At 36.5% G+C, this 11915-nt stretch carries 12 protein-coding genes; 11 read left to right on the top strand and 1 reads right to left on the bottom strand.

Features of this window, described 5'->3' with window-relative positions; genetic code table 11:
* Positions 1-9: 9 nt before the first annotated feature.
* Positions 10-855 (bottom strand): CvfB family protein, encoded by an 846-nt coding sequence (locus tag BQ7394_RS07005; protein ID WP_075556710.1) that lies wholly within the window; start codon positions 853-855, stop codon positions 10-12.
* A 278-nt stretch (positions 856-1133) separates the two neighbouring features.
* On the opposite strand from BQ7394_RS07005, the gene BQ7394_RS07000 reads away from it, so the two are divergent.
* The 11 genes from BQ7394_RS07000 to BQ7394_RS06950 are packed head-to-tail and all read left to right on the top strand — an operon-like array spanning position 1134 to position 11898.
* A complete protein-coding gene (locus BQ7394_RS07000) occupies positions 1134-1931 on the top strand; it encodes a polysaccharide biosynthesis/export family protein (RefSeq protein WP_075556709.1) in 798 nt (265 codons plus the stop codon).
* Positions 1932-1943: 12 nt separating this feature from the next.
* Positions 1944-3557: a GumC family protein gene (locus tag BQ7394_RS06995; protein WP_317043284.1), complete on the top strand. Its 1614-nt coding sequence runs from the start codon at positions 1944-1946 to the stop codon at positions 3555-3557.
* 4 nt (positions 3558-3561) lie between these two features.
* Positions 3562-4539, top strand: a complete 978-nt coding sequence (locus BQ7394_RS06990; protein WP_075556708.1) for an NAD-dependent 4,6-dehydratase LegB — start codon at positions 3562-3564, stop codon at positions 4537-4539.
* Positions 4532-5671, top strand: a complete 1140-nt coding sequence (locus BQ7394_RS06985; protein ID WP_075556707.1) for a LegC family aminotransferase — start codon at positions 4532-4534, stop codon at positions 5669-5671. The genes BQ7394_RS06990 and BQ7394_RS06985 overlap by 8 nt, the downstream gene beginning before the upstream one ends.
* Positions 5668-6306 (top strand): acetyltransferase, encoded by a 639-nt coding sequence (locus BQ7394_RS06980; RefSeq protein ID WP_075556706.1) that lies wholly within the window; start codon positions 5668-5670, stop codon positions 6304-6306. Before BQ7394_RS06985 ends, BQ7394_RS06980 begins: the two co-directional genes overlap by 4 nt.
* A gap of 4 nt (positions 6307-6310) precedes the next feature.
* A complete protein-coding gene (neuB, locus tag BQ7394_RS06975; RefSeq protein ID WP_075556705.1) occupies positions 6311-7315 on the top strand; it encodes an N-acetylneuraminate synthase in 1005 nt (334 codons plus the stop codon).
* Positions 7312-8466, top strand: a complete 1155-nt coding sequence (gene neuC, locus BQ7394_RS06970) for a UDP-N-acetylglucosamine 2-epimerase (protein WP_075556704.1) — start codon at positions 7312-7314, stop codon at positions 8464-8466. The genes neuB and neuC overlap by 4 nt, the downstream gene beginning before the upstream one ends.
* A gap of 1 nt (position 8467) precedes the next feature.
* Entirely contained in the window at positions 8468-9508 is a 1041-nt protein-coding gene (locus BQ7394_RS06965) for a nucleotidyltransferase family protein (protein ID WP_075556703.1), read from the top strand.
* Positions 9509-9525: 17 nt separating this feature from the next.
* Positions 9526-10251 (top strand): acylneuraminate cytidylyltransferase family protein, encoded by a 726-nt coding sequence (locus tag BQ7394_RS06960; protein WP_075556899.1) that lies wholly within the window; start codon positions 9526-9528, stop codon positions 10249-10251.
* Positions 10248-11177, top strand: a complete 930-nt coding sequence (locus BQ7394_RS06955) for a Gfo/Idh/MocA family protein (protein ID WP_075556702.1) — start codon at positions 10248-10250, stop codon at positions 11175-11177. Before BQ7394_RS06960 ends, BQ7394_RS06955 begins: the two co-directional genes overlap by 4 nt.
* Positions 11161-11898: an SDR family oxidoreductase gene (locus BQ7394_RS06950; protein ID WP_075556701.1), complete on the top strand. Its 738-nt coding sequence runs from the start codon at positions 11161-11163 to the stop codon at positions 11896-11898. The genes BQ7394_RS06955 and BQ7394_RS06950 overlap by 17 nt, the downstream gene beginning before the upstream one ends.
* Positions 11899-11915: the final 17 nt, after the last annotated feature.

Raw genomic sequence — 11915 nt, 5'->3', positions numbered from 1 at the left:
TTATCATAGTCAACCAAAATCAGGACGAGACAAACTTATACCACCGTCCTCCAATGTGATAAGATGTTGTTTATAAAGAGTTCCGATCGCTTGCTTGAAGCTTTTTTTACTACATTGAAAAAGCGATTGAATGACCTCCGGATCACTTTTATCATGTACTGCAATAAATCCTCCCTGGCTTTTTAAGGATTCGAGAATAGTACCGGCTAATCCTTCTATTTTCTGATATCCCAGCGGAGTGAGGCTTACATCTATTTTTTCATCTTCTCTGACTCCTTTGATATAACCTTTAATTGCCTCCCCTTTTTCCAGACGGCGGAAGACTTCATTATAATAAACCAGCCCCCAATGAAGGTTATTGATGATAACTTTATAGCCGATCTCTGTTTCATCGGCAACTAACAAGTCGACTTCCTGATTGGGAGTATATTCGGGTATCACATTGTCCAAATACTTATCGATACGGGCAGAAGCGACAATGCGTCCTGTAATATGGTCAATATGAACATACACCAGATACCATTTGCCTTCCCGCATCGGCATTTTCTGTTCCTTGAAAGGTACGAGCAAATCTTTCATCAAGCCCCATTCCAGAAAAGCCCCTGTATTGTTGACCGATTTGACTTCCATAAACTTAAATTCACCGACAGTTGCCAGCGGATGGGCTGTAGTGGCTATGAGTCTACCTTCATTATCATGATAGATAAAGACTTCCACTTCATCTCCCGGTTTTACGTTTTTAGGAACATAACGAGCCGGAAGAAGTATCTCTTTTCCATTGCCGCCATCCAGATAAACTCCAAAATCCAGGTCTTTGACTATTTTGAGTGTGTTGTATTTTCCTACTTCAAGCATATATCTAATATATTTTTGTACAAAAGTACTTGAAAAAGAAATAATATCCTATTCTTTCAATCTGTCTCGTGTGAAACTTGGTTATGTATTACTATTATGATTTATATTTTGTGGAGAAACACTAAAATATGTTGAGTTTTTTATGGGTGAAGCAGCAATATCTGATATATTACATCGTTATAAATGTAATAGTTTTTATAAGCTACCTGTAGCAAAAGGTTGCTATGAAAATTGTATCTTTGCAATTTTTAGAATCGAAATATAATAAGTAAATTAGGATGAAGTTGAAGTATTATTTATTTGCATTCTTTTGTGGCTTGATGTGTGCCTGTTCTACGCCGAAAGATGTTGTTTATTTTCAAGGCATTGACTCATTATCAACAGAGCAGTTGGCGAATATGAGTCAGAAATATATAACAGGTATAACCTATGATGATTTATTATCTATTACTGTTGCAGCTTGGGACCCTGCATCTGTAACACCGTTTAATCCTCCTGCTTTTTCTTATTCTTCAGAAGGCGAACAACCTGTTACAGGCTCCCAGTCTCTATATACTTATTTGGTCGATCGTGATGGATATATCAATTTTCCGGTATTAGGAAAGATTTACGTAGCAGGTCTGACCCGTTTACAGTTAGCGGAAAAAATGGAAGAGATGATATCTAAATATGTTGAGAAACCTCTGGTAAATGTACAAATCCTGAATTTTAAAGTAACTGTTATGGGAGAGGTAAGCAGACCAGGGCCATTTTCAATAAAGAACGATAGAATGACTATTTTAGATGCTTTAGGTATGGCTGGTGATTTGCCGATTACAGCGAATCGAAAGAATGTTTTGGTAATACGTGAAAATGAAGGTCAGAAAGATATAATTCGAATAGATTTGACAGATCCGGCTGCATTTGCGTCTCCCGGTTTTTATTTGAAACAAAATGATGTTGTCTATGTAGAACCGATAAAGAATAAACAACGTACTCGTACAAGTTCAGACAGGCAGTTCACAATGTCTTTGTTAACGACTATAATGACTACTGTATCAATTGTAACGAGTGTGATAGTAGCAATTGTCAAATAATAAAAATGAAAAATGAAGAATATGGAGTCTATTCAGCCTGATAAAGAAACAATTAGTCTAAAGAAAATTATTATTTCTTATGTGCGGCATTGGAAGTTGTTTGTAATAGCAGGGATTATTTCTTTTATACCGGCATTGCTATATCTCATCTTTACGCCAAAGACCTATGAGTTAATGGCGAAAATACAACTATTGGAAGACAAGAGTAATGCAGGCTCCGGATTTAATGTAGGAGAAGCAACCGGATTGATGAAATCTTTCGGTTTGGGTGGTATTAGCGGTGGTAGTGTCAATTTGGATGATGAAATGGCCAAATTGACTTCTATTTCAACTTTAAAAGAAATGGTTTTGGCACTGGGATTGAATGTGTCTTATTATAAGCCCTATGCTTACCAATATAAAATGTATGAGGATATACCTCTTCGCTTAGTTCCGGATAATGCAATATTATCAAAATTGAATGGAACATACACGTTTGATGTTAATATAAAGAAAGACGGACGGGTTTCGGTGAAGATCGAATCACCTGAAAGCGAAGATAAAATCCGTTTGAATTTCGAATCATTACCTGCAAATATAGAACTGGATGGTGGTAATTTTACATTATCTTATGCAGGAGATGTCGTGAAACCATTATCCATGGATATAGAGGTTGCTCCTGCCGGTTGGACGGCAGAAACTTTATCCGATGAATTATCGTTTGAAGACTATTCAAAGAATGCGAATGTAATAGAAATCTCTTATACGGATTATGAGAGACGCAGAGGGTTGGACATGCTTAACAAATTGATTGATATTTATAATTATCAGGAAGATTCTGTTAAACGTCATGAAAGTGAAAAATCTATTGAATTTTTAGATGGACGTATTCAAAGCGTAATGAATGACCTTAGCAAGGTTGAAATGCAAATAGAACGTTATAAGATACAAAATAAAATGACGGACATAGAATATGATGTCCAATTCTATGTAGAGCAAGTAAAAGATCTTCAGGTTAAAATTATAGAGCTGGAAGCCCAGATGCGTGTGGTAGAGTTACTTGATAGCTATATTAAAGACCCACAGAATCGTTATAACTTGATTCCTGCTTTATTGTCGATCAGCGATGGCGAAAAGTCCAGTCCGATATCGACTTATAATGAAGCTTTACTCGAACGGGCTAAGATTTTGCAGAGTACGAAGGGGAATAACCCTTTGATTGATCAGGTTAACAAGCAGGTCGATCAATTAAGAGAAAGTGTTTATCTGTCTATCGAGAATGCAAAGAAAGGTGTAAAAATGACTTTGGATGATCTGACTAGCAAAGAGAAACAACTGATGGACAAGATGGGGGCAGTTCCTTCTATAGAAAGAGAATATGTCGATTATAAACGTCAGCAGGAGATATTCCAGGCCGTTTATTTAATACTTTTACAAAAGAGAGAAGACCTGGCTTTATCCATCGGAGAGAAAAAAGAACGTGCACGCGTGATAGAAACTCCTTATGTAAAACAACATCCTATCGGACCGCGTAAATTATATGCAGCTTTCGGTATGTTACTTTTTACATTGTTGGTACCTATAGGCTATCTGTTTGGTAAAGAACAGTTTTTGGCATTGAAGAAAGAATTTAAAGAAACAAAGTAAGATCATGAAAAGAGTATTGGTTACAGGCGCCGATGGATTTATCGGTTCTCATTTAACTGAGATGTTGTTGGAACAGGGATATCAGGTTAAAGCACTCTCTTATTATAATTCTTTTAATGATTGGGGGTGGTTGAATGATGTAAAACATCCTAATTTAGAAGTTGTAACAGGAGATATTCGCGATCCTTATTTTTGTAAACATATAACTAAGGATGTCAAACAGATATTTCATCTGGCTGCTTTGATCGCTATTCCTTATTCTTATGTAGCACCAGATAGTTACGTCGATACAAATATCAAGGGAACTTTAAATATATGTCAGGCAGCTAAGGAAAACGGAGTGGAAAGAGTACTTATTACATCTACTTCGGAAGTGTATGGTACTGCTCAATATGTACCAATCGATGAGAAACATCCGAAACAACCTCAGTCGCCCTATTCTGCTACAAAGATTGGTGCAGATGCAATAGCTATGAGCTTTTATAATGCATTTGAATTGCCGATAGTGTTGGTAAGACCTTTTAATACTTATGGACCGCGTCAATCGGCACGGGCTATAATTCCGACAATTATTACTCAAATAGCGAATGGTAAAAAAGAAATTAAACTGGGTGATTTGACTCCTACACGTGATTTTAATTTTGTCAAAGATACATGTAAGGGATTTATTGAGCTTTCAAAATGTGAAGCAGCGATAGGGCAAGAGGTCAATATTTGCAGTAACTTTGAAATCTCTATGCGCGACACATTGAATACAATAGCCCGGCTTATGAACTCGGATGTCAGGTTCATTGAAGATGAAGCCCGGATTCGTCCTAAAAACTCGGAAGTATTCCGTTTATGGGGAGATAACACAAAGATTAAATCATTAACCGATTTTGTTCCTTCTTATTCATTGGAGGAGGGATTGAAAGAGACAATCGACTGGTTTTTGGATAAAGATAATTTGAAGAAGTATAAAGCTGATATGTATAATGTATAAGTCGGTAGTTGATTTTATTCATAAGTTGTATGGTACAGATGAACTGGTTCCTCTTCATGCACCGTGCTTTATAGGAAATGAGAAGAAGTATCTGAACGAATGCATAGATACTACGTTCGTATCCAGTGTCGGTAAATTCGTCGATCGTTTCGAAGAAATGATTGTCGATTATACGGGTACAGCGAAAGCTGTTGTCTGTGTCAGCGGAACAAATGCGCTTCATATGGCCTTGTTGCTGGTTGGGGTAGAGCGGAACGATGAAGTAATATCGCAGGCTTTGACATTTGTTGCAACGGCTAATGCCATCAGTTATATTGGTGCACATCCTGTTTTTATCGATGTAGATAAGGATACGATGGGATTGTCGCCTGAAAAATTAGAGAAATGGCTGCAGGCTTCTGCTGAAATGAAGAACGGTTTTTGTTATAATAAGAAAACCGGTCGTCGAATAAAAGCTTGTGTACCGATGCATACGTTCGGGCATCCGGTTAAAATATCCGAACTGGCACGTGTATGTGATCGATACAATATCGAGTTGGTGGAAGATGCCGCTGAAAGTATCGGTAGTTTTTATAAAGGGCAACATACCGGCACATTTGGTAAAATAGGAGTGATCAGTTTTAATGGAAATAAAACGATAACGACAGGTGGTGGTGGTATACTTTTGTTCAGAGATCATGAACTGGGAGCGTATGCGAAGCATCTGACAACACAGGCTAAAGTACCCCATCGTTGGGAGTTCATACATGATCATATCGGTTACAACTACCGTATGCCAAATATAAATGCAGCATTAGGTTGTGCCCAGATGGAGAATATTAGTCGTTATGTGGAAAACAAACGTGAGACAGCTGAGATATATAAAAAATTCTTTGCTGATTTATCGATGGATTTCTTTACAGAGCCGGGTGATAGTTGTTCCAATTATTGGTTGAATGCAGTTATACTTCCTGATAAATCCGATCGTGATCGATTTTTGGAGTACACGAATGATAACGGAGTTATGACACGTCCTGTTTGGGGATTGATGAATAAACTTCCAATGTTTGAAAATTGTGAAACGGATGATTTGATTAATACTTATTGGTTCGAAGAACGTATTGTAAATATTCCGAGTAGTGTTCGTTTATGAACGATAAAAAAATCATACTGGTAGGAGGTGGAGGACATTGCAAGTCTGTGATCGATGTCGCCGAAAGTGCAGGATACTCCATTGGAGGTATATTGGATATACCCGAGTTGGTCGGTTCGACAGTTTTAGGCTATCCTGTAATCGGTACGGATGATAATATATCCGATTATGTGGAAGACGCTTTGTTCGTGGTGACTGTCGGGCATATAAAAGATCCTTCTTTGCGGATAAAATTGCATGAACGAATAAAAAGTGCAGGTGGTCATTTTGCTACATTAGTGGCATCGACAGCTCGTGTCTCAAGATTTGCATCGATAGGTGAAGGCAGTGTGGTCATGCACCAGGCTGTGATTAATGCGGATGCACATGTAGGTGCAGGATGCATTATCAATACCTTTGCCAACATAGAGCATGATGCTGTTATTGGTGATTATTGTCATATTTCTACCGGTACGATGGTAAACGGTAATTGTACAGTAGGGCAAGGTGTATTCTTGGGTAGTCAATCTGTTTTGGTAAATGGTATTAGTATTACCGATGGATGCGTTTTTGCAGCAGGAAGTATGATTCGGAAAAATATAATAAGAAAAGGAATTTATTCCGGGAATCCGGCATTACTAAAAATAAAATTGTGATCTGATGGGAAAAACGCTTATTATTGCAGAAGCTGGCGTTAATCATAATGGTTCCATTGAAATAGCGAAGCAGTTGGTTGATGTTGCTGCAGAAGCTGGAGTCGATTATGTCAAGTTTCAGACATTCAGTGCGGATCGTTTAGTATCGAAAGATGCTTTGATGGCTGAATATCAAAAAAATAATATGCATAAGGCATCCACTCAATATGAAATGTTGAAAAAACTGGAATTATCTTCGGCTCAGCATAAAATATTGATAGAGTATTGTGCAATGAAAGGCGTTCGTTTTCTTTCGACGGCATTTGATTTGGAAAGTATCGACTTCCTGGGTGATTTGCATTTGGGTATATGGAAAGTTCCGTCGGGGGAAATAACCAATTATCCCTATTTGAAGCGAATAGCCGGTTATCATGAGCCTGTTATTCTTTCGACAGGAATGTCTGTTTATGGAGAAATTTCAGATGCTGTCAATTTGTTGGTTAATAATGGCATTTCGAAAGATATGATTACTATTTTGCATTGTAATACGGAATATCCTACTCCTATGGAAGATGTTAATTTGCATGCAATGCAATTTTTGAAGGAAAAGTTCAGTATCAGAGTTGGTTATTCTGATCATACTAAAGGAATAGAAGTGCCGGTTGCTGCTGTTGCTTTGGGAGCTACTGTCATTGAAAAGCATTTTACCTTAAGCCGTTCTATGGAAGGTCCTGATCATAAAGCGTCGTTAGAGCCAGATGAACTGAAAACAATGGTTACGTCTATAAGGAATATCGAGAAGGCCCTTGGTAAGTATGATAAGCAAGTGACTCATTCTGAAGAAAAGAATATTCTTATTGCGAGAAAAAGCATTGTTGCTGCTCGTAAAATAGAGAAAGGGGAGACCTTTACAGAGCAGAATCTGACAGTTAAACGCCCTGGGAACGGTCTCTCTCCGATGAAGTGGCCGGAAGTAATAGGGAAAGTTGCTGCAAAAGTGTATAAGCCTGATGATTTAATTGAATTATGAGAAAAATCTGTGTTGTAACTGGCAGTCGTGCAGAATATGGTTTATTGAGTGGCCTGATGCAAGAGATTAAACAGTCGGAAGATCTTGTGCTTCAGGTGATCGCTACCAATATGCATTTATCTCCGGAGTTCGGACTTACCTATCGTGAAATAGAAAAAGATGGTTTTGTTATCGACAAGAAAGTTGAAATGTTGCTTTCTTCCGATACGGCAAATGCGACCGTTAAGTCTGTGGGATTGGGAGTGATTGGTTTTGCTGATGCTTATAATGACTTATCTCCGGATATAATCGTAGTCTTAGGTGATCGGTATGAAATATTAGCAGCTGTATCTGCAGCATTATTTTACCGGATACCTGTCGCTCATTTACATGGTGGGGAAATAACAGAAGGTGCATATGATGACTCTATACGTCATGCTATTACCAAAATGAGTCATTTACATTTTACAGCTACGGAAGATTATCGGAAAAGGGTTATTCAATTGGGAGAATCGCCGGAGCGAGTATTTAATGTAGGCGCTATCGGATTAGATAATATAAAAAAATGTACCTTTTTATCAAAGGAAGAACTGGAGAAAAGTCTGAACTTTAATTTAGGAGATAAAAGTTTATTGGTAACTTATCATCCTGTAACCTTGGAGCATGATACAGCTCGTCAACAGTGCAATAATCTGTTGGCTGTTTTAGAGCGACATCCTGAATATAAAATTTTATTTACATTACCGAACTCAGATACAGGAGGACGGATTATAATGGAGTGTATGCAGGATTTTGTTTCCCGCAATAAAAATAGAGCTGTTGCTTTTACTTCTTTAGGTAAAATTCGTTATCTTTCAGCGTTGAACTACGTATCTGCCGTAGTAGGGAACTCTTCCAGTGGAATATTGGAAGTACCGAGTTTTGGTATTCCCACGTTGGATATCGGTGACAGACAAAAAGGACGTATTGCTGCTGCTAGTGTTGTTCATTGCGGAACAACACAGGAGGAAATAAATACAGGGTTTGACAGACTTTTTTCAGAAGAGATTATGAAAGTTGCAAAAGCACGGAATAATCCGTATGAAAAAAATAATACTATCGAATTTATAATTAAAGTTCTGAGATCATATCCTTTAGAAGGTATTATTCAAAAAACTTTTTATAATTCATAAAATGAAAGAGTGGTTAAAATATATAATAAACAATACTGCATCTATTCGTGAAGCTCTAAATGCATTAAATAAATTGTCAAATGATATTTTGACTTTGTTTGTTGTAAATGAAAGGGAAGAGATGATCGGAACTTTGACGGATGGAGATATACGTAGATGGTTAATTGATGGTGGTACTTTGGAAGGACCAGTCTCTGAGGCAATGAATCGTAATTTTTGTTTTGTTAAATCTGGGAAAATTGAGGTGCCATCTATAAAAAAGTTCAAAGAATTGGGAATAACTTTAGTGCCCTTATTAACAGAAGATGGCAAAATCGATAAAATATATAATCTGAAAAAGAATAAGTCAATACTGCCTATAGATGCAGTTTTGATGGCTGGAGGAAAAGGGGAAAGATTGCGTCCTTTGACGGAAAAAACTCCTAAACCTTTACTTTTTGTAGGAGATAAACCTATTATCGATTATAATATCGATCGTTTGATGAATTTTGGGGTGGATAATATATCTGTTACGGTTAATTATCTGAAAGAACAGATCGAAGCTTATTTTTCAAACCAAAGAGGTATTGTTAAAGTTAAATGTATCAGAGAACCTCAATATTTAGGAACGATCGGTTCTGTTAAATTTGTGGATACATTTACCAATGATGTGATTTTGGTTATGAATTCGGATTTGTTCACAAATATTGATTATGAAGACTTTTTTCTGCATTTTATGAATAATGATGCAGATATGTCTGTAGCAGCTGTACCATATTCGGTAAATATTCCTTATGGTGTTTTTGAATTATCAGGACATGATATAATCGGAATAAAGGAGAAACCAACGATTAATTATTATGCGAATGCAGGTATTTATCTGATAAAGAAAAACTTGCTGGACTTGATTCCTTTTGGTGAATTTTATAATGCGACGGACTTTATTGATTTATTGATTGGAAAAGGATATAAGGTAATACGATTTCCTCTAACTGGTTATTGGATCGATATAGGGCAGCATGAAGATTTGAAAAAAGCCAGAGAATTAGTAAAACATTTGTGATAGGATAGTTGGGAAAAATGAGAAAATTTTTAATAACAATATGTGCACGTGGGGGCTCTAAAGGAATTCCCGGTAAAAATATAAAAGCATTGAACGGAAAGCCTTTGATTGCTTATACAATAGATGTCGCTAAGTCGTTTAAGGATAAATTGGGTTCAGTAGATATCGCTTTGTCGACCGATTCTGAAGAAATTAGAAAAGTTGCAGAAAATTTTGGATTATCCACTGACTATATCCGGCCTGATTTTTTGGCAGGGGATAAAGTGGGTAAGATAGATGCAATAAAAGATTTATTATTATATCACGAGAAGAAGAATTCAGAGACGTACGAGTATATATTAGATTTAGATGTTACTTCTCCTTTGCGTAACGTTTTGGATTTATGTGAAGCTTATAAACTGTTGGAGCAAGATCCATCAGCTATCAATCTGTTTTCTGTCAGCGATGCAAATCGTAGTCCTTATTTTAATATGGTAGAACAAAAATCTAATGGTTATTTTGCCCAGGTAAAGAGACCTGAAGGAGATGTATTCACCCGTCAGTCAGCTCCGCTGACCTATGACCTGAATGCGTCGTTCTACTTTTACAGGAGAGCTTTTTTTGATTTGGGATATAAAGGGGCTATAACGGATAAATCATTGATATATAGAGTCCCACACATTTGCTTTGATTTGGATCATCCAATTGATTTTGAAATTATATCTTATTTGATTACAAACAATAAGCTTGATTTTGATTTATGACTGTTTTAATTGTAGGTTTAGGATCTATTGCAAAAAAGCATCTATCTGCTTTAAGAAAATTAAGGCCGGATATGCTTGTCTATGCTTTGCGTTCTTCATCTTCTTCTTTGTCTTTTGATGGCGTTAAGGATATATATTCCTGGGAAGAATTAGTAGATTTGAATCTTGATTTTGTAATAATATCTAATCCTACATCAGAACATAAATGGGCGATAGAGAGATTGTTGGATTTACAAATACCTTTGTTCATCGAAAAGCCGTTATATCATTCTCTTGCTATTGAAGATTTAGTACATAAAGTAGAAAGATCCGGACAATTGACTTATGTAGCATGTAATTTGCGTTTTCTGGATTGTTTGAAGTTTGTTAAAGAGGTGTTATCTGAAAAAAAGAAATGCCTTAATGAGGTGAATGTTTATTGCGGATCTTTTTTGCCCGATTGGCGTGCGGGAGTAGATTACCGAAAAAATTATAGTGCAATATCCTCTATGGGGGGAGGTGTTCATCTTGATTTAATTCATGAATTGGATTATTTATATTGGTTTTTCAATATGCCTCGAAATGTTCATTCGATTTTTTCCAGTCGTTCTACATTATGTATAGATGCCTATGACTATGCAAATTATTGTTTGGAATATGATTCTTTTTGTGCAAATGTTGTTTTAAATTATTACAGGAAAGATACAAAGCGTACATTAGAATTGGTGTTTGAAGATGAAACATGGTCGGTTGATTTGCTCACAAATAAAATAATATGTGGCGATAATGTTGTATTTTCATCGGATCAGGTTATTGGAGATACTTATTTGGCACAGATGGACTATGTTTTGCAATTGATTGAAGAAAGAAAAACAGTCTCTCAAAATACTATATGCGATGCTTTTAATGTTTTAAAAATTTGTTTGACAGATGATACTAAAAGATAAAATAATAATAGTTACAGGTGGTTCCGGACTGATTGGTCGGGAAATAGTTGACGATATCAAGAGAAAAGGCGGATATGCAATAAATGCAGATATTAATGTTTCGACTGATTTATCGAATGGGACGATAAATGTCGATGTCTCAGATAGCGCTTCTATTAGAAATGCTGTTGAAGAGATTTATACCTATTTTGGACATATTGATGGACTTGTAAATAGTGCTTATCCACGAACGAAAGATTGGGGTGCTTTTTTTGAAGATATTAACCCTGTCTCGTGGAAGCAAAATGTAGATATGCAAATGAATAGTTGCTTCGAGTTTTGCCAGTATGTTTTAAAATATATGGCGAAAGAGAAAAAGGGAGCTATTGTTAACATAGCTTCTATTTATGGTATTGTTGGAAATGATTTTACTCTATATGAAGAATATGGTGGGACATCTCCTGCTGCTTATTCGGCAATAAAAGGCGGAATTATTAATTTTACACGTTATTTGGCGTCTTATTATGGAAGAAAAAATATACGTGTTAACTGTGTTTCTCCTGGTGGAATTTTTGATCATCAGCATGAATCTTTCCTAAGGCGTTATAATGAAAAGGTACCGATGGGAAGAATGGGGAACCCCGATGATATAGCTCCTGCAGTTTCTTTTCTTCTCTCTGACGAAGCAAAGTATATAACCGGACAAAATCTGGCAGTTGACGGAGGGTGGACCGCTATATGATAAAGAGTTTTGGTGCA

The organism is Parabacteroides timonensis, assembly GCF_900128505.1.
Taxonomy (GTDB): Bacteria; Bacteroidota; Bacteroidia; order Bacteroidales; family Tannerellaceae; genus Parabacteroides; species Parabacteroides timonensis.
Note: the sequence above shows the minus strand (reverse complement) of the source record. Positions and strands in the feature narration are given on the sequence as shown.

What these genes read in the sequence shown, in the direction of transcription:
- BQ7394_RS07005 (WP_075556710.1), bottom strand. Translation starts at nt 855, where the DNA reads ATGCTTGAAGTAGGAAAATACAACACACTCAAAATAGTCAAAGACCTG.
- BQ7394_RS07000 (WP_075556709.1), top strand. Translation starts at nt 1,134, where the DNA reads ATGAAGTTGAAGTATTATTTATTTGCATTCTTTTGTGGCTTGATGTGT.
- BQ7394_RS06995 (WP_317043284.1), top strand. Translation starts at nt 1,944, where the DNA reads ATGAAGAATATGGAGTCTATTCAGCCTGATAAAGAAACAATTAGTCTA.
- BQ7394_RS06990 (WP_075556708.1), top strand. Translation starts at nt 3,562, where the DNA reads ATGAAAAGAGTATTGGTTACAGGCGCCGATGGATTTATCGGTTCTCAT.
- BQ7394_RS06985 (WP_075556707.1), top strand. Translation starts at nt 4,532, where the DNA reads ATGTATAAGTCGGTAGTTGATTTTATTCATAAGTTGTATGGTACAGAT.
- BQ7394_RS06980 (WP_075556706.1), top strand. Translation starts at nt 5,668, where the DNA reads ATGAACGATAAAAAAATCATACTGGTAGGAGGTGGAGGACATTGCAAG.
- neuB (WP_075556705.1), top strand. Translation starts at nt 6,311, where the DNA reads ATGGGAAAAACGCTTATTATTGCAGAAGCTGGCGTTAATCATAATGGT.
- neuC (WP_075556704.1), top strand. Translation starts at nt 7,312, where the DNA reads ATGAGAAAAATCTGTGTTGTAACTGGCAGTCGTGCAGAATATGGTTTA.
- BQ7394_RS06965 (WP_075556703.1), top strand. Translation starts at nt 8,468, where the DNA reads ATGAAAGAGTGGTTAAAATATATAATAAACAATACTGCATCTATTCGT.
- BQ7394_RS06960 (WP_075556899.1), top strand. Translation starts at nt 9,526, where the DNA reads ATGAGAAAATTTTTAATAACAATATGTGCACGTGGGGGCTCTAAAGGA.
- BQ7394_RS06955 (WP_075556702.1), top strand. Translation starts at nt 10,248, where the DNA reads ATGACTGTTTTAATTGTAGGTTTAGGATCTATTGCAAAAAAGCATCTA.
- BQ7394_RS06950 (WP_075556701.1), top strand. Translation starts at nt 11,161, where the DNA reads ATGATACTAAAAGATAAAATAATAATAGTTACAGGTGGTTCCGGACTG.